The organism is Pseudomonas sp. NMI542_15 (genome assembly GCF_021283425.1).
GTDB lineage: Bacteria > Pseudomonadota > Gammaproteobacteria > Pseudomonadales > Pseudomonadaceae > Aquipseudomonas > Aquipseudomonas fortuita.
The window spans coordinates 49,387-66,330 of sequence record NZ_JAJSRO010000011.1; the positions used below are offsets into that span (position 1 = coordinate 49,387).

The 16,944-nt window shown below is 65.3% G+C and carries 16 protein-coding genes; 11 read left to right on the forward strand and 5 right to left on the reverse strand.

The genetic code is table 11. The annotated features are described in order from the left end of the window. Positions 1–22: 22 nt before the first annotated feature. The 5 genes from LU684_RS16955 to cobG form a co-directional block, all read right to left on the reverse strand. Positions 23–703, reverse strand: coding sequence for a hypothetical protein (locus LU684_RS16955; RefSeq protein WP_016489383.1), 681 nt, complete (start codon positions 701–703; stop codon positions 23–25). 92 nt (positions 704–795) lie between these two features. Continuing rightward, positions 796–2,493: a precorrin-3B C(17)-methyltransferase gene (cobJ, locus tag LU684_RS16960; protein WP_232894842.1), complete on the reverse strand. Its 1,698-nt coding sequence runs from the start codon at positions 2,491–2,493 to the stop codon at positions 796–798. Then, entirely contained in the window at positions 2,481–3,212 is a 732-nt protein-coding gene (locus LU684_RS16965) for a precorrin-2 C(20)-methyltransferase (RefSeq protein WP_232894843.1), read from the reverse strand. The genes cobJ and LU684_RS16965 overlap by 13 nt, the downstream gene beginning before the upstream one ends. Next, positions 3,212–3,838: a precorrin-8X methylmutase gene (locus LU684_RS16970; RefSeq protein WP_016489386.1), complete on the reverse strand. Its 627-nt coding sequence runs from the start codon at positions 3,836–3,838 to the stop codon at positions 3,212–3,214. The genes LU684_RS16965 and LU684_RS16970 overlap by 1 nt, the downstream gene beginning before the upstream one ends. After that, entirely contained in the window at positions 3,831–5,162 is a 1,332-nt protein-coding gene (gene cobG / locus LU684_RS16975) for a precorrin-3B synthase (protein ID WP_102689308.1), read from the reverse strand. The genes LU684_RS16970 and cobG overlap by 8 nt, the downstream gene beginning before the upstream one ends. A gap of 244 nt (positions 5,163–5,406) precedes the next feature. Here cobG and LU684_RS16980 point away from each other — a divergent pair, with 244 nt between their 5' ends. The 11 genes from LU684_RS16980 (at position 5,407) to cycA (ending at position 16,795) form a co-directional block, all read left to right on the forward strand. Further along, complete coding sequence (locus LU684_RS16980; protein WP_016489388.1) at positions 5,407–6,618, forward strand: bifunctional cobalt-precorrin-7 (C(5))-methyltransferase/cobalt-precorrin-6B (C(15))-methyltransferase; 1,212 nt, start codon at positions 5,407–5,409, stop codon at positions 6,616–6,618. Beyond that, entirely contained in the window at positions 6,611–7,705 is a 1,095-nt protein-coding gene (locus LU684_RS16985; RefSeq protein ID WP_016489389.1) for a cobalt-precorrin-5B (C(1))-methyltransferase, read from the forward strand. Before LU684_RS16980 ends, LU684_RS16985 begins: the two co-directional genes overlap by 8 nt. Beyond that, positions 7,702–8,445, forward strand: coding sequence for a cobalt-precorrin-6A reductase (locus LU684_RS16990; RefSeq protein ID WP_232894844.1), 744 nt, complete (start codon positions 7,702–7,704; stop codon positions 8,443–8,445). Before LU684_RS16985 ends, LU684_RS16990 begins: the two co-directional genes overlap by 4 nt. 231 nt (positions 8,446–8,676) lie before the next feature. After that, positions 8,677–9,114 (forward strand): NfeD family protein, encoded by a 438-nt coding sequence (locus tag LU684_RS16995; RefSeq protein WP_095116477.1) that lies wholly within the window; start codon positions 8,677–8,679, stop codon positions 9,112–9,114. A 26-nt stretch (positions 9,115–9,140) separates the two neighbouring features. After that, positions 9,141–9,995, forward strand: a complete 855-nt coding sequence (locus LU684_RS17000) for an SPFH domain-containing protein (RefSeq protein ID WP_016489392.1) — start codon at positions 9,141–9,143, stop codon at positions 9,993–9,995. Positions 9,996–10,215: 220 nt separating this feature from the next. Then, the gene (locus LU684_RS17005) at positions 10,216–10,605 is read left to right on the forward strand and encodes a DUF2946 domain-containing protein (protein WP_016489393.1); all 390 of its coding nucleotides are present in this window, start codon (positions 10,216–10,218) and stop codon (positions 10,603–10,605) included. A 46-nt stretch (positions 10,606–10,651) separates the two neighbouring features. Further along, entirely contained in the window at positions 10,652–11,137 is a 486-nt protein-coding gene (locus tag LU684_RS17010; protein WP_016489394.1) for a copper chaperone PCu(A)C, read from the forward strand. Between the two features lie 22 nt (positions 11,138–11,159). After that, positions 11,160–11,591: a DUF2946 domain-containing protein gene (locus tag LU684_RS17015; protein ID WP_016489395.1), complete on the forward strand. Its 432-nt coding sequence runs from the start codon at positions 11,160–11,162 to the stop codon at positions 11,589–11,591. Positions 11,592–11,657: 66 nt separating this feature from the next. After that, positions 11,658–13,724: a TonB-dependent copper receptor gene (locus tag LU684_RS17020; RefSeq protein WP_016489396.1), complete on the forward strand. Its 2,067-nt coding sequence runs from the start codon at positions 11,658–11,660 to the stop codon at positions 13,722–13,724. Between the two features lie 58 nt (positions 13,725–13,782). After that, positions 13,783–15,150: a PepSY-associated TM helix domain-containing protein gene (locus LU684_RS17025; RefSeq protein ID WP_232894845.1), complete on the forward strand. Its 1,368-nt coding sequence runs from the start codon at positions 13,783–13,785 to the stop codon at positions 15,148–15,150. Between the two features lie 238 nt (positions 15,151–15,388). Beyond that, positions 15,389–16,795 carry a D-serine/D-alanine/glycine transporter gene (gene cycA, locus LU684_RS17030; protein WP_145913623.1) on the forward strand — a complete coding sequence of 469 codons (1,407 nt, stop codon included), beginning with the start codon at positions 15,389–15,391 and terminating at the stop codon, positions 16,793–16,795. Positions 16,796–16,944 lie beyond the last annotated feature (149 nt).

The following is a 16,944-nucleotide window of genomic DNA, read 5'->3' on the forward strand; positions in this document are numbered from 1 at the left end:
TTGCGACGACGCCGCCGAGCAATCAGATGTCGTACTCGAGAACGTTCTCGACGCTGCGCACGCCAAGTTTGTTTTCTACGGTTTCGCGCACTTTGTCGTAGACGAAGTTGTTGAGCGTGAGCACTGCCGTACCGGCGTAGTACGAGGTTTTGTCCAGCTTCCACTGGATACCCAGCACGTCGTCGTCCAGTTGCGGGGCAGAGGCCTGGATGCAGCTCACCACCATGACCACATCGTTGTTTTCGGTTTCAATGCAGGCCGCCATGCCGACCATGCCCCTGGCCTTGTTCTTGCGCTTGTGATCAAGCACCTTGGCATCGTTTTCGACAGTGGTCAGTTTGTCGAAGGCCAGCTTTGCCACTTCGCCCAACTTCGTGCCGCCCAGCATCGCATTGCCCACCACACCGATCGCGCGGATCGCCACGGCGCCGACGGTGACAGACAGTTCCGCCGAAGTTTCAAGTTCGAAGGTACGGCGTGGGATGGTGAAGCCAAGGTCACGCATGACGTCGATAAATTTGTCGTACCACTCCCGGCTCTGCTTTTCGGCGTTAAAGGCTTTGTCGGCGACCAGCGTGGCGAAGTGGAAGGCATTCTTCACATCGTGACGGCTTTGCGCAGACATGCCCGCGCCGCAGGCAAGCAGGTTGCCTTCTACCAGGATGGCAGCGTTGGTGGTGGTGACTTGTGTTGCATCGGACATTGGAAACTCCTTGATGGTTGCCCCTTGAGTCAGGGGCAACCACCTTAGCCAGCGCGTTGGCCACGAAGCGCGCTGAAGGGTTTCCGACGCAACTAGTTGGCGGTGGGGTACCAACGCGGCGTGTACGCCCACACCCCACCCGACAGGCGAGGGAATACACAGGTTGTAGAGGACCCGACCAAAACCATGGTGCGCATATCGACCATTTCCGGCAGCAGCTCGGCCAAGGTGACTACCTTCAGCGTCTGCCCCGGCCTACCGATGTCGCGGCCAAGGACTACAGGCGTGTTCCCCTCGCGGTGGCGACGCACAACCTCAAGTGCCACCCCGAGCTGGTGCGGCCTGGACTTGGAAATCGGGTTGTAGAAGGCCAGCACCAGGTCCGCCTGGGCCGCCAGGTCCAGGCGCTTTTCAATGATCGACCAGGGCTTGAGGTTGTCCGACAGCGACATCACACAGAAGTCATGCCCCAGCGGTGCACCCGCCTGCGCAGCGGTAGCGAGCGAGGCCGACACCCCAGGCAGGATCTCAAGGTCGACGCGATGCCAGGCGGGGTCACTGGACTCGTGCAGCGCTTCAAGCACTGCAGCGGCCATGGCGAACACGCCTGGGTCGCCCGACGAGACCACCACCACCGAACGGCCTTGGGCCGCCAGCTCGAAGGCATGCCGGGCGCGCTGCATTTCTTCACGGTTGTCGGTGCAGTGCAGCACCTGATCGTCACGAAACGGCCCGGCCATGCGCACGTAGGTTTCGTAGCCGAGGATATCCTCGGCGCGTGCCAGCTCGGCCTTGACCGCCGGCACCATAAGCTCGGCAGCGCCAGGGCCGAGGCCGATCACCGCCAGCCGGCCACGACGGCGGCCGACCTGCGCGGCATCCACCGGCGCCGGCGCCACTGCGATGACCACTTCGGCCTGTTCTATCAACTCTGCGCCTGGCAACGCTGCAGCCACCATGCTGGCCACATCGCCTGGCCTGGCAGCGAAGCGCAAGGCGACACCCAAAGCCTGCGCAGCCTCGTGCAAGGCACTGTCGGCCATGGCTTGTTCGTCCGCCAGCACACAGGCAACAGATGGCTCGGCGATACCGGCCTGCTGCAATGCAGCTCGAATACCGTTCAGGTTGCCACCTGCAACCCCCACTACCACCGAGCGGGGGTGGATCAGCAATTCGTCTCGGTTGGCCGGGCGCGCCTGATGCCCCACATGAATGGTTCGCCGTGCTGCATCGCTGGCAGGCAACTGCACCTGTTGCAGCCACGGCGCATCACCTTCGATGCGCACCGCCTCGCCAGCCAGCAAATCAGAGACAAAGCGCTTGCCTTGCTCGATGTCCGCCAGTGCATAACCCTGCGGCGGGTTCAGCAGGCAAGTGCCGAACCGCAGCTCGCCGCTGGTGGTGATCGCAGCAGCAACGCCCAGTGCCTCTGCGATTTCGCGTGCCATCACGTTCACGCCACCCAGGCCACCGAGCAGCGGCACCACTGCACTGCCATCCTCGGCCACGGCCAGAACTGGCGGCTCGCTGCCCTTCTCGCTGAGCAGGCTGGCCAGGCTGCGGATGACAATGCCCGCAGCGCACAGGGCGATGATCGGCGTGTCCTGCTGGTATAACCCGCGCAGGGTATCGCCGAACGAGCTGTACGATTGGTCTGCACCCTCGACGCGCCCTTCCAGGCCATGGATCGTGGCCTGTGGATAACATTGCTGGATACGCTGCGCCGTCGCCAGGCTGCCTGGGCCGAGAATGACGATTGCCGGCGCCTTGTGGATGTTCAGCCCTGCCATTTTTCCCCCGGCACGATGATCAGCGAGAAGTACGGCGACGACTGCGGGTCGACCTGGTCCAGCGGCACGATCTTCTGGTTGGCCATGGTGGCCCGCTCCACATACAGCGCGCGCCCGTCCAGGCCCAGTTCGGTCAGTACTTCGCGTACTTTCGGGAAGTTGCGCCCAAGCTTCATGATCACCGCTGCATCGGCGTCGGCCAGGCGGCGCTTGAGTTCCTCGGCGGGCAACACGCCAGACAAGACCGAGAGGCTCTGGTTGCGGTACACCAGCGGCGCACCCAGCACCGAGGCGCCCCCGAGCATCGAGCACACGCCGGGGATCACTTCGGCTTCATAGCGCTGCGCCAGGCGGTCGTGCAGGTACATGTAGGACCCGTAAAAGAATGGGTCACCTTCGCAGATCACCGCCACGTCGCGACCGGCATCCAGGTGCTCGGCCACCTGCACGCTGGCTTCGTCGTAGAAGTCGCTGATCACCTGCTCATAGGAAAGCGGCGCAGGCAGGGCTTCGGTGGTGACCGGGTACACCAGCGGCAACAGCGTCTGCTGCGCGTGCAGGTGCGCCTCGATGATGCCGAAGGCATTGCCACGCTTGCCCTTGGCCACGAAGTAACCGACCACTGGCGCTTCGCGCAGCAGGCGCAGGGCCTTGAGGGTGATCAGTTCAGGGTCGCCCGGGCCCACGCCCAGGCCCAGCAGACGTCCACGCGGCGCCATCACTCCACCTCCGTGGCCAGGGCGTTGACCGCAGCGGCGGCCATCGCGCTACCGCCAAGGCGGCCTTGCATGATCACGAACGGCACGCCACGGCTGTCGGCGGCGAGCATCGCCTTGGACTCGGCAGCACCGACGAAACCGACTGGGAAGCCGAGGATCAGCGCTGGCTTGGGCGCGCCGGCGTCAATCATCTCCAGCAGGTAGAACAGGGCGGTGGGCGCATTGCCGATCACCACCACGCTGCCTTCCAGGTACGGGCGCCACAGCTCAAGGGCTACGGCAGAACGGGTGTTGCCTGCGTCCTTGGCCAGGCCCGGTACGCTTGGGTCGCGCAGCGTGCAGATGACTTTGTTGTCGGCTGGCAGGCGGGCACGGGTGATGCCTTCGGCGACCATGTGCGCATCGCACAGGATCGGCGCGCCGTTAAGCAGCGCCTCGCGCCCGGCCCGGCCGGCGCCTTCGGAGAACTGCAGGCCATCGATGGCATCGACCATGCCACAGGCGTGGATCACGCGCACGGCGAGCTTTTCGAGGTCTGCGGGGATCCGCTCGAGTCGGGCTTCCTCACGGATGATCCGGAAGGAATTGCGATAGATCTCCTGACCATCGCGGATGTAGTCAATCATCAAGGTGCTCCGTCGGCAGGTCGAGCATGGCGCCTGCTTCATTCAAGGTAAGGTCGGTGCCGCGCAGGGCGCCAAAGCCCGGTTGGCGCGCGTCACGCAGATAGAGGTCATATCGGCCCGGCGAGCGGGCCAGCAGGGTGGCCGGGGCAACATGGGCCACGGCGCAGGAACGGGGGCAGCCAGACAGGTGCACGCTGGCGGGCACGCCAGGGCCCAACAGCGCGGCCAAGGCAACGGCGTCGGCCTTTGTCTCGCCAAGCGCCTTGGCGCACCCGCTGGCACCGGTGCAGGCGCTGATGCGCGCCAGCGGTTCATGGTCGTGGCACAGCAGGCCCAGGGCGGACAGTTCGGCCTGGGCGGTGTCGATGTGGTGTGCTTGCAGGTTGGTCAGCACCAGGCTTTGCCAAGGGCTGAGCCGCAAGCTGCCATCGCCCCGTTCCCGGGCCACCCGCGCAGCCCCGCGCAGCATGGCCGGGGTCAGGCGGCCTTGCGGCGGGGCTACGCCAAGGGCAACGCCTTCTGCCTGCGGCAGCGTGCCCAGCCAGGAGGCGCGGTGCTGTTCACGGCGCCAGGCGAGCACGGCGGTATCACGGCGGATGTCCAGGCCGAGCCCATCGACGAAATCGCTTGCCGGGCACACCTCGAGCAACTGGCGCATGCGCGACTGCGTCAGGGTGGCCAGGTCGAGAAAGCGCTCCAGCACCGCACGCACCAACGCCAGGCCCTGCGCCAGCGGCACGGCGCCGAGCACCTGGCCGTCCGCCGGGCAGCCCGCCAGGCCAAACGCCAGCCAGGTCTGCTGCTCCAGACGCAGGGCCGATAGCCACAAATCGTGGGGGTGCTCGAGCATGGCGAGGCGCTCGCCGGCATCCAGCTGCACGGCAAACTTGGCCGACAATTGGTGAAAGCGCGGGGTGCCTTCCAGCAGGTCGAGGATCTGCCCTGCCAAAGGCCGTGCATCCAGCAGCATCGCCGGATCATGCCCGGCCAGCGGGCTGAGCATGAGGTTGCGCACATCGTCACCGGCCACATCGCGCGGCCCCAGGCCGGCTGCGAGCAGTGCCTCGACCAGGGCGCGATGTGCGTTGCCAATGCCGCGGATCTGCAGGTTGCCACGGTTGGTGGCCTCGATCACGCCGCCGGCAAAGCGCTCGGCTGCCGTCGCCACCGCGTCGGCCTGGTCGGCCAGCAGCAAGCCGCCTGGCAGTTTGATGCGGCAGATGCCGCCATCACGGGCACTGACAATACGCCACAACCCCGGGCAGGCCGAGGGGCGGGGCGAAACGTTGGGGGCATGGGCCTGCGTCAAAGGGGCGTCCGGCAATCTGTGAAAATGCGCTTGAGTGTAGAAGGCGCGGTATTATGCCTGCTTTGTCCGGCGGCATGAAAAGCCGGTGGTCGAGCATCCTCAGCGATTGAGGAGAAATTCAGGGCTGTGTCGCCCTCTTCGCGGGCACGCCCGCTCCCACAGGATCATCGCTTCCCTCAATGGCTGCGCTGTACCTGTGGGAGCGGGCGTGCCCGCGAAAGGGCGCGAAGCGGCCCCAAAAAATGGCGGAATGAAATACATGGCACCCTGGCTGACAGTAGTAGGCATCGGCGAAGACGGCTTCAGTGGCCTGGGCAAGCAGGCCCGGCGCGCGCTGCTGGGCGCTGCGCGGATCTTCGGCAGCCCGCGCCAGCTGGACTTGCTGCCGCGCTGCGTGCCCGGCGAACGGCTGGGCTGGCCAAGCCCGTTTTCCCTGGGCCCGGTGCTGGCCCTGCGCGGCGAGCCAGTGTGCGTGCTGGCCAGCGGCGACCCGATGTTCTTCGGTGTCGGCGCCAGCCTGGCGCGGCAGGTGCCTGCCAGTGAGATGCGTGTGCTGTCGATGCCCTCCTCCTGCGCCCTGGCCGCCGCCCGCCTGGGCTGGCCGCTGCAGGAGGTGCAGGTGGTGTCGCTGGTGGCCCGGCCACTGTCGGCGCTCAATGCCCACCTGCACAGCGGTGTGCGCCTGTTGGTGCTGAGCAACGATGGCGACAGCCCGGCGGCCATTGCCGCGCTGCTGCGCGAGCGTGGCTTCGGGCCAAGCCGCCTGCGGGTGCTGGAGCACCTGGGAGGCCAGCAAGAACGCGAACTGGCCGGCACCGCCCAGGACTGGCCGCACGCCGAGATCGCTGCGCTCAACCTGGTGGCCATCGAGTGCCTGGCCACGCCCGATGCCCCACGCCTGCACCGCCTGGCCGGGCTGCCGGACAGCGCCTTCCGGCACGATGGCCAGCTGACCAAACGCGATGTCCGCGCCATCACGCTGGCGCGCCTGGCGCCTCAGCCCGGCGAACTGCTGTGGGACGTGGGCGCGGGCTGCGGGTCGATCGGCATCGAATGGATGCGCGCCCACCCGGCCTGCCGCGCCTTGGCCATCGAGGCCGATGAAGGCCGGCAAGGCTTCATCGAACACAACCGTGACGCGCTGGGTGTACCCGGCCTGCAGCTGATCTGCGGCAAGGCGCCTGCAGCACTGCAAGGCCTGGAGCAGCCTGATGCAATCTTCATTGGTGGCGGCGTCACCCGCGAAGGCGTGCTGGACCTGTGCTGGGCAAACCTGCGCCCCGGCGGGCGGCTGGTAGCCAACGCGGTGACCTTGCAGAGCGAACTGGCCCTGGCGCATTTTCGCGAACAGCACGGTGGTGAGCTGACCCGCATCCATGTCGCCCATGCCCAGCCCTTGGGCGCGTTCGACACCTGGCGCCAGGCGCTGCCGATCACCCTGCTGGAAGTGGTGAAACCCGTCGATGCGTGAAGAAACCCGCGAACAGCCCGCGCCCCTGCGCAGCGGCCTGACCACCGGCAGCTGCGCCACCGCCACCAGCCTGGCAGCCGCTCGCTTGCTGCTGATCGGCGAAAGCAGCGACGCCGTCAGCATTACCCTGCCCAAGGGCAAGGTGGTGCAGATGCGCCTGGAATTCTGCCGCCTGATTGGCGAGCGTGCCGAAGCCGGCACCCTCAAGGATGCTGGCGACGACCCGGACGTGACCCACGGTGCCCTGCTCTACAGCCAGGTGCGCTTGCTGGGCGAGCCGGGCATCCGCTTTGTCGCCGGCACCGGCGTCGGCACCGTGACCCGCCCGGGGCTGGTGCTGGCGGTGGGTGAGCCGGCCATCAATCCGGTGCCACGGCGCATGATCACTGAACACCTGCAACGCCTGGCCGACGCGTGCGGCTACCTCGGTGGTTTCGAGGTCACGGTCAATGTGCAGGGCGGCGACCAACTCGCGCTCAAGACCATGAACCCGCGCCTGGGCATCCTCGGCGGGCTGTCGATCCTTGGCACCAGCGGCATCGTGCGGCCGTTCTCCTGTGCGGCCTATATCGCCTCGATCCACCAGGGTATCGATGTAGCCCACACCAACGGCTACACGCACATCGCCGCGTGCACCGGCAACGCCAGCGAAGACACCATGCGCCGGGTCTACGGGCTGCCGGAAATCGCCCTGATCGAGATGGGCGATTTTGTCGGTGCAGTGCTCAAGCACCTGCGCAAGGTGCCGGTGCCGCGCCTGACCCTGTGTGGCGGTTTCGGCAAGATCAGCAAACTGGCCGCCGGGCACATGGACCTGCACAGCCGCCACTCCAGCATCGACTTGCCGCAACTGGCCGGCTGGGCTGCCGACATTGGCGCTGACGAAACACTGCAGGCAGCCATCATCGGCGCCAACACCAGCCAGCAAGCGCTTGCACTGGCTCATGCGGCCGGCATTGCCTTGGGTGACGCAGTGTGCGCCCACGCCCTGGCCTTCGCCCGCAGCGTCGTGCCGGCGCTTGTGCAAGTGGAAGTGTTCGCCATCGACCGCCAGGGCGGCATCGTCGGCCGGGCAGGTGTGCAATGACTGCGCGCATCCTGCTACTGGGTGGTGTCGCCGAAGCCCTCGCCATCGCCCGCCGGCTCGGCCCTCAGCATGTCTATAGCCTGGCCGGTATCGGTCGTGTGCCGCAGGACCTGCAATGCCAGGTACGGGTCGGGGGCTTTGGCGGTGCCGAGGGCTTGGCCAACTACCTGCGCGAGGCAGGCATCACCCTGCTGATCGATGCCACCCATCCCTATGCCGCGCAGATCAGCCGCAATGCTGCCAGTGCTGCACGTAGCGCCGGCATCCCGTGCTGGGCCTTGCGCCGCCCGGCCTGGCAGGCGCAAGCGGGGGATGATTGGCGCGAAGTCGGGGACTGGGCAGGGCTGATCGAAGCACTCAAGCCGTTTCGCAGACCGCTGTTCACGTTGGGGCGTGAGCCACTACAGCATCTGGACGAGATTCCGCCGGAGCAGTTCTGGACCTTGCGGGCGCTGGAAGCGTGCCCTGGAAACGCGCGCTGCGAAGTGATTGGCGCGCGTGGGCCATTCAACATTGAAGATGAACGGGCACTGTTCCAACGCCGCAGTATCGATGTGCTGATCAGCAAGAACAGCGGCAGTGTGGCGACCGAGCCGAAGCTCGAGGTAGCGCGGGAACTTGGTCTGCCGGTGCTGATCCTCAAGCGCCCGGGGTTGCCGGATATTGACCGCGCATTCGAATCGCAGGCTGACATGGCAGCAGCACTCGACCTGCATCAACACATCTCGCAAGCACGCTAGAGATCCCTGTGGGAGCGGGCAAGCCCGCGAACACCGGCGAAGCCGGTGCCATACATCGAGTCGTCTTCTGCGCGGGCACGCCCGCTCCCACAGAAGACCGTACCCGTCTTGAAACCTGTATATGACCGTTGCCCTACAGCCCTTTCGGATCTTTCTTTCAACCCCGCACGTGGCTCTGGGTCGTACTGCTGCCGTAAACTCAACGCCCCTCCCCCGGAAGGTTTCACCCATATGGAAATGCAATGGTGGATCTGGCTGGTCTTCGGCATCGCGCTGATCCTGCTCGAACTGGTCTTGCCAACGTTCTTCATCCTCTGGTTCGGCATCGGTGCCGTGCTGGTCTCTCTCATCTCGCTTGCCGCCCCCAGCCTGCAACTGGACATGCAGGGCCTGCTGTGGGTCGTGCTGTCATCGGCCACCACCGCGCTGTGGTTCAACGTGTTCCGGCGCAAGCAGCCAGACGTGCGCTGGACCGCCGACAGCGTGATCGGCGAGGTGGGCTTGCTGACCGCTGGCGTTTCGGAGTTCCAGAAAGGCCGCGTGCGTTTCCAGAAGCCGATCCTTGGCAGCGAAGAATGGACCTGCATCGCCGATAGCCAGATCGCCGCCGGCGAACGGGTGCGCCTGACCGCCATCGAGGGGAACATCGCCCGCGTCATCCGGGCCTGAATCCGCACTAAAAGGAATTTCGCATCATGACCAGCCTCATCGTCGTCGGCGCCATCGCCCTGTTCGTTCTGATCACCGTGTTCAAGGGGGTACGCATCGTGCCCCAGGGCGAGGAGTGGATCGTCGAGCGCCTGGGCCGCTACCACAGCACGCTCAAGCCCGGCCTGAACATCCTCATCCCGTACATGGATGTGGTCGCCTATCGCCTGCCGACCAAAGACATCATCCTCGATGTACAGCAGCAGGAAATCATCACCCGGGACAATGCCGTCATCGTTGCCAACGCCCTGTGCTTCGCCAAGGTGGTCGACCCGCAGAAGGCCTCCTATGGCGTGCAGAACTTCTCGTTCGCCGTCACCAGCCTGACCATGACGTCGCTACGCGCCATCGTCGGCGCCATGGACCTGGACGAAGCGCTGTCTAGCCGCGAGCAGATCAAGGCACGCCTGCGCGAGGCAATGTCGGAGCAGACCGAAGACTGGGGCGTAACCGTGCGCTCGGTGGAAATCCAGGACATCAAGCCTTCGGAAAACATGCAACTGGCCATGGAGCGCCAGGCGGCGGCCGAGCGTGAGCGCAAAGCCGATGTGACCCGCGCCGAAGGCGCCAAGCAGGCCGCGATCCTTGAAGCGGAAGCTCGCCTGCAGGCCGCCAGGCTGGATGCCGAAGCGCAGATCAGCCTGGCCGAGGCTTCGGCGCGGGCGATTTCGCTGGTCAAGGAGGCCGTGGGCAACGAAACCGTGCCGGCGATGTATTTGCTGGGTGAGCGCTATGTCGGGGCCATGGAGAACCTGGCGAGCAGCAACAACGCCAAGGTGGTGGTGTTGCCGGCGGATCTGCAGGAAACCGTCCGTGGCCTGATGGGCCGCAACAAGGCTTGAGATTGCCGGGGCCGCTCTGCGGCCATTCGCGGGGCAAGCCCGCTCCCACATGACAGCGCAGTATTCGAGGCTGCGGCACTTCTGCAGGAGCGGCCTTGTGCCGCGATGGGCTGCGCAGCAGCCCCCATACCCGACCACCTGCGTCACTTCACCGCACCCTGCCTTTTTTACCTATACTGCGCCTTACAATAGCCACCACGATTCCTGACCGGATCTCTCCATGCCCCCACGTCGGCCCATCGCCTGGATAGCCTGCCTTGCAGTGCTGTTCAACCTGCTGGCCATGCCGCTGGCCTCTGCCGTGCCCAAGGGCCCGGCCGAGCAGCTGCTGTGGGGGGCTTTCTGTTCCAGCATGGCCAACAAAGCCAAGGTCGATGTCCAGGCCCTGGCCAAGATCGACCTCGGCCCGCAAAGCGACGACAGCGCCAGCATGATGAATTGCTGGTGCTGCTCCGGCGCAGCGCCGCTGCTGGCCCTGCCCGGCTACCCGCCGCAACTGCACAACCCGCCAACACTGTTTGCCGGCCTGCTGCCGCCCCCCGCCGACTACCAACCCACGCCGCGCCAGCTCTGGCCCGCGCTAAACCCCCGTGCCTCTCCGCTGGCCTGAGTTCATCACGCTGTCTGCCTGAACCTGAACACAACGGAGATTCACCATGCTCAAGCACGCCCTCGTCATGGCCGCCCTGCTGCTGCCCGGCGCCTTTGCCAATGCCCACGAATACAGCGTGGGCGACCTGCACATCGCCCACCCCTGGTCGCTGCAGTTGCCCCCCAACGCCCCCAATGTCGCCGCGTATTTCGTGGTGCACAACAATGGCCAGGCCGATGACCGCCTGCTGAGCGTCGACAGCCCCATCAGCGATGACGCGCAACTGCACGAGCATGCCATGAGCGCCAGCGGCGCCATGAAAATGCAGCAAGTGCCCAGCGTGGTGGTGCCTGCCGGCAAGGACCTGACCTTCGCCCCCAGCGCCTACCACGTGATGCTGATGCAGCCAAAAGACCGCAGCCTGCTCAGCGACGGCAAGCGCTTCCCGTTGACCCTGCATTTCGAAAAGGCCGGCGACATCACCGTCGAAGTGGCCGTGCAGAAGCAGGCGCCGGCGGACCAGCCGCAAGCCCACGAACACGCGCACTGACAACTGCTGACAGGCACTCGCCATGAGCCTGCCGCGCAACAGCATCAGCCGTACCACCCGCCCTGACCGCAGGCGCGCCGGTGGCGGATGGCTGAGCCTGTTCGCCATGTGGATGATCTTCATCGGCCCGCTGATTTCCCAGTCGATGCCGATGGACCACCACGCCGGTATGAGCATGCCGATGGACATGCCGATGGCGGCTGCCCATGAGCATGGCGGCGACGCCCATCACGGCCACGGCGGCGATGGCCAGCTGCATGTGATGTGGGAAAAGTGCGGTTATTGCAGCCTGTTGTTCAACTGCCCGGCCCTGCCCCAGGCCCTCAGCCCGCTCAGCGCCGGCAGCGTCGCCCCCACCACCCACCTGCTTGCACCAACGCACCAGGGCCATGCCCGGCAGGCTGTATTCCCCGGTGCGCGCAGCCGCGCCCCGCCTTCCTCGATCAGCGTCTGAACCCATATTTTGTGCACGAAGCCAGGAGGCTTCGCGCTAATTCATGACTGATCGACTGGAATCATTATGTCCGGCTGCACCCCTGTTTTTGCCTTGTCCCTGCGTGGGACCCTCGCCGTCGTGTGCGGCTCGTTGCTCGCGCCCGTGGCCCTGGCCGCCGACCCTGGCCATGAAGGCCATGGGCACGATGCTCCCGAGCTGAGCCCCACGGTGATAACTGCCGTGGCCCCAAGTTCGCCACTGACCGTGGTCACCAACCCGAAAGACCCGCGCCAGCCAGTGCCGGCCAGCGACGGCGCCGACTACCTGAAGACCATCCCCGGCTTCTCGGCGATCCGTGCAGGCGGCACCAACGGCGACCCGGTATTGCGCGGCATGTTTGGCTCGCGCCTGAACATCCTCACCAACGGCGGCCTGATGCTGGGCGCTTGCCCCAACCGCATGGACGCCCCCACCTCCTACATTTCACCGGAAACCTACGACCGCCTGACCGTGATCAAGGGCCCGCAAAGCGTGATCTGGGGGCCGGGCGGCTCGGCAGGCACCATCCTCTTCGAACGTGAACCGGAAAAGTTCGGCCCCCTCGGCAGCCGCGTAAACGCCAGCCTGCTGGCAGGTTCCAATGGCCGCTTCGACAAGGTGCTGGACGCCGCCGCCGGCAACAGCCAGGCCTACGCCCGCTTCGTCGGCAACCAGTCACGGTCGGATGACTACCACGACGGCAACGACGACACCGTGCCGTCACGCTGGGAAAAATGGAACGGCGATGTTGCCCTCGGCTGGACGCCCGACCAGGACACCCTGCTGGAGCTCACCGCCGGCAAGGGCGATGGCGAGGCTCGCTATGCCGGGCGCGGCATGGACGGCTCGCAGTTCAAGCGTGAAAGCCTGGGCCTGCGGTTTGAAAAGTCCAACCTCGGCGAAGTGCTCGACAAGGTCGAGGCGCAGGTTTACTACAACTACGCCGATCATGTGATGGACAACTACAGCCTGCGTACCCCGTCCGGCAGCGGCATGATGGGCATGCCGATGGTCAGCAACGTCGATCGCCGCACCCTGGGTGCACGCATAAAGGCCACCTGGCGCTGGGCCGATGTGCAGCTGATCAGCGGCATCGACGCGCAAACCAACGAACATCGCCAACGTGGCGGCATGGGTGTGGACGCACACAAGGGCCAGGCCTGGAGCAAGGACGCCGACTTCCACAACTACGGCGCCTTCAGCGAACTGACCTGGTACGTCAGCGGTGAGGACCGTTTGATCACCGGTGCCCGCCTGGACCGCGCCTCGGCCCGCGACTTCCGCCAAGGCAGCGCCACCGAAGGCGATACCCGCGCCGACACCCTGCCCAGCGGTTTTATCCGCTACGAGCACGATCTGGCAGCCATCCCGGCCACCACCTACATCGGCCTCGGCCATGCCCAGCGCTTCCCCGACTACTGGGAGCTGTTCTCGCCAAAGCTGGCGCCACCCGGTTCGGCCAATGCCTTCGACGGCATCAAGCCAGAGAAAACCACCCAGCTCGACTTCGGCATCCAGTACCGCACCGAACGCCTTGAAGCCTGGGCTTCGGGTTATGTGGGGCAGATCCGCGACTACATCCTGTTCGACTACCGCACCGGCATGATGGGCATGAGCACTTCCCAGGCGCAGAACATCGACGCCCGCATCATGGGTGGCGAACTGGGTGCGGCCTACCAGCTGACGGAAAACTGGAAGGCCGACGGCACGCTGGCCTATGCGTGGGGCAAGAACAGCAGTGACGGCAAAGCGTTACCGCAAATGCCGCCCCTGGAAAGCCGCCTGGGCCTGACCTACAGCCGCGATGTGTGGAGCGTCGGCGCACTGTGGCGGCTGGTGGCTGCGCAGAACCGCATCGCCGAGAACCAGGGCAACGTGGTCGGCAAGGACTATGACAAGAGCGCCGGCTTTGGCGTGTTCTCCCTGAACGGCGCCTACAAGGTGAACAACAACCTCAAGCTCAGCGCAGGGGTCGACAACCTGTTCGACAAAACCTACGCCGAGCACTTGAACCTGGCCGGGAACGCCGGGTTCGGCTACCCGGCTACAGACCCACAGCCGGTCAACGAGCCAGGCAGGACCTTCTGGACCAAGGTCGATTTCAGCTTCTGACAACAACCACGGGCGCAGCTTCGGTTGCGCCCCTCTGCTGGTCAAACAGGAGGTTCCCATGAGAGGAACACGCACCAATTTCTATAACCTGGCCTGGCGTTGGCACTTTTATGCGGGGCTGTTCGTGGCCCCGTTCATGATCCTGTTGGCGATTACCGGGATCATCTACCTGTTCAAGCCGCAGCTCGACCCGCTGCTGTACAGCGACCTGATGGTGGTCGAAGCCGGCCACCATCGGCAGGGCGCCGATGCGATGCTGGCCGAAGTGCGCCAGGCCTACCCCGAAGGCCACGTCGGCCAGTACCTGCCCCTGCTGAACGCCGAGCGCAGTGCGCAGTTCGTGGTGCATGACGGCGGGCGCGAACTGAACGTGTTCGTTGACCCGTACAGTGGCAAGATCCTCGGCGAGCAGGACGGCAAGCAGAACCTGCAGGCCATCGCCCGCGCCCTGCATGGCGAGCTGATGGTCGGCACGGTCGGTGACCGCCTGGTGGAACTGGCCGCAGGCTGGGGCATCGTGCTGGTGGTGTCGGGCCTGTACTTGTGGTGGCCACGCGGGCGCAATGGCGCTGGCGTACTGTGGCCACGGCTGTCGGCACGCGGCCGGCTGTTCTGGCGCGACCTGCACGCGGTAACAGGCTTTTGGGGTTCGGCCCTGCTGTTGCTGATGCTGGTCAGCGGCATGACCTGGACCGGCCTATGGGGCAAGCAGTACGCCGATTTGTGGAACCGTTTCCCGGCAGCCATGTGGAACGACGTGCCCAAGTCTGACCAGCAGGCAGGTGAGCTGAACAACGCGCACCGCCAGACCGTGCCCTGGGCGATGGAAAACACACCGATGCCGCAGTCCGGCGCACACGCCGAGCATGCTGGGCACCACATGATGTCGGACAAGCCCGCAGCACCCCAGGTGAGCGTGCAGCAGGTCGAAGACATCGCCACCTCCCGCCAGGTCGAGCCTGGCTACAGCATTACCCTGCCGACTACGGCAGACGGTGTGTTCACCATTGCCGTGTTCGCCGACGACCCGCGCAACGACGCTACCCTGCATGTCGACCAGTACACCGGCAAGGTCCTGGCCGATGTGCGCTGGCAAGACTACAGCCCGGTCGCCCGCGCCACCGAGATGGGCGTGATGCTGCACGAGGGCAAGATGTTCGGGGCGTTCAACCAGATCATCATCCTGGGGGTGTGCCTGATGATTCTGCTCGGTTCGGTGAGCGGGCTGGTGATGTGGTGGAAGCGCCGGCCTGAAGGCGGGCTGGGCGTGCCACCGCTGCGCCATGACCTGCCGCGCTGGAAGGCGGCGGTGGGCGTGATGCTGGTGCTGGGGGTGATGTTCCCGTTGGTGGGGGTGTCGATGGTGGTGATGTGGGTGGTGGACAGCCTGGTGGTGCGCCGCCGCCGGGAGCTGGCCAGCGCCTGACCCCTGCATAACCTGCACTGGCCTCTTCGCGGGCTTGCCCGCTCCCACAGGATCTCTGCCGCCCTCAGGCGTGGCGCGATACCTGTGGGAGCGGGCATGCCCGCGAAGAGGCCGGTGAAGATCTCGAACTTTTCCTGCGAAAGCACGGCTGCCATCTGAAGATCGTGTCGATCTGTCGCGATCTCGAATTGGAACGCCCGTGTTAGCCTAGCCAGCGACTTTCAAGGGAATGCAGCTTATGACCGCAATTTCACCCAAACCACAAGAAGAGCAGCACCTGCAACGCAACCTGACCAACCGCCATATCCAGCTGATCGCCATCGGCGGCGCAATCGGGACCGGCCTGTTCATGGGCTCGGGCAAAACCATCAGCCTGGCGGGCCCGTCGATCATCTTCGTCTACATGATCATCGGCTTCATGCTGTTCTTCGTCATGCGCGCCATGGGCGAACTGCTGCTGTCGAACCTGAACTACAAATCGTTCATCGACTTCTCGGCCGACCTGCTCGGCCCCTGGGCGGGTTACTTCACCGGCTGGACTTACTGGTTCTGCTGGGTGGTCACCGGTATCGCCGACGTGGTCGCCATCGCAGCCTATACACAATTCTGGTTCCCCGACCTGCCGCAGTGGATACCGGCGCTGACCTGCGTAGGGCTGCTGCTGTCGCTGAACCTGGTGACGGTAAAAATGTTCGGCGAGATGGAATTCTGGTTCGCCCTGGTCAAGATCATCGCCATCCTCGGCCTGGTCGCTACCGGCCTGTACATGGTCATCACCGGCTTCACCTCGCCCAGCGGGCGCACTGCACAGCTGGCCAACCTGTGGAATGACGGCGGCATGTTCCCCCATGGCCTGATGGGCTTCTTCGCCGGGTTCCAGATTGCCGTGTTCGCCTTCGTCGGCATCGAGCTGGTGGGTACCACCGCCGCCGAAGCCAAGAACCCGGAGCGCACCCTGCCGCGGGCGATCAACTCGATCCCGATCCGCATCATCGTGTTCTACGTGCTGGCGCTGATCGCGATCATGGCCGTGACCCCATGGCGCGACGTGGTACCGGGCAAGAGCCCGTTCGTGGAGCTGTTCGTGCTGGCTGGCCTGCCTGCGGCGGCTAGCATCATCAACTTCGTGGTGCTGACCTCGGCGGCCTCGTCGGCCAACAGTGGCGTGTTCTCCACCAGCCGCATGCTCTACGGCCTGTCGCAAGAAGGTGACGCGCCCAAGGCATTCGAAAAACTGTCGAGCCGTTCGGTGCCGGCCAACGGCCTGTATTTCTCGTGCACCTGCCTGCTGCTGGGCGCGGTGCTGATCTATCTGGTGCCAAACGTGGTCGAGGCGTTCACCCTGGTGACCACGGTTTCGGCGGTGCTGTTCATGTTCGTCTGGACGCTGATCCTGCTGTCGTACCTGAAGTACCGCAAGAACCGCGCGGCGCTGCACCAGGCGTCGAAGTACAAGATGCCGGGTGGGCGCTTCATGTGCTTCGTGTGCCTAGTGTTCTTTGCTTTCATCCTGGTGTTGCTGAGCCTGGAGGCGGATACGCGCTCGGCGTTGGTGGTAACGCCGATCTGGTTCGTGCTGCTGGCGGTGACGTATCAGTTTGTACGCAGCAGGCGCCATCCGCGTTCGGCTGTGCGTAACGGCTGATGGCCTAGGGGGCTGCTTTGCAGCCCATCGCGACACAAGGCCGCTCCCACACGCCGTCAGATGTGGGAGCGGCCTTGTGTCGCGATGGGCCGCACAGCGGCCCCAATCCTGTGCACATCGATGTCCCAGGCACCAACCTGGACCTCGCA

Coding starts and splice junctions, on each gene's coding strand:
- LU684_RS16985 (WP_016489389.1), top strand. CDS start 6,611: ATGCGTGAAGAAACCCGCGAACAGCCCGCGCCCCTGCGCAGCGGCCTG.
- LU684_RS17005 (WP_016489393.1), top strand. CDS start 10,216: ATGCCCCCACGTCGGCCCATCGCCTGGATAGCCTGCCTTGCAGTGCTG.
- LU684_RS17020 (WP_016489396.1), top strand. CDS start 11,658: ATGTCCGGCTGCACCCCTGTTTTTGCCTTGTCCCTGCGTGGGACCCTC.
- LU684_RS17000 (WP_016489392.1), top strand. CDS start 9,141: ATGACCAGCCTCATCGTCGTCGGCGCCATCGCCCTGTTCGTTCTGATC.
- cobJ (WP_232894842.1), bottom strand. CDS start 2,493: ATGGCAGGGCTGAACATCCACAAGGCGCCGGCAATCGTCATTCTCGGC.
- LU684_RS17015 (WP_016489395.1), top strand. CDS start 11,160: ATGAGCCTGCCGCGCAACAGCATCAGCCGTACCACCCGCCCTGACCGC.
- LU684_RS16970 (WP_016489386.1), bottom strand. CDS start 3,838: ATGATTGACTACATCCGCGATGGTCAGGAGATCTATCGCAATTCCTTC.
- LU684_RS16965 (WP_232894843.1), bottom strand. CDS start 3,212: ATGGCGCCGCGTGGACGTCTGCTGGGCCTGGGCGTGGGCCCGGGCGAC.
- LU684_RS17025 (WP_232894845.1), top strand. CDS start 13,783: ATGAGAGGAACACGCACCAATTTCTATAACCTGGCCTGGCGTTGGCAC.
- LU684_RS17010 (WP_016489394.1), top strand. CDS start 10,652: ATGCTCAAGCACGCCCTCGTCATGGCCGCCCTGCTGCTGCCCGGCGCC.
- LU684_RS16980 (WP_016489388.1), top strand. CDS start 5,407: ATGGCACCCTGGCTGACAGTAGTAGGCATCGGCGAAGACGGCTTCAGT.
- LU684_RS16955 (WP_016489383.1), bottom strand. CDS start 703: ATGTCCGATGCAACACAAGTCACCACCACCAACGCTGCCATCCTGGTA.
- LU684_RS16995 (WP_095116477.1), top strand. CDS start 8,677: ATGGAAATGCAATGGTGGATCTGGCTGGTCTTCGGCATCGCGCTGATC.
- LU684_RS16990 (WP_232894844.1), top strand. CDS start 7,702: ATGACTGCGCGCATCCTGCTACTGGGTGGTGTCGCCGAAGCCCTCGCC.
- cycA (WP_145913623.1), top strand. CDS start 15,389: ATGACCGCAATTTCACCCAAACCACAAGAAGAGCAGCACCTGCAACGC.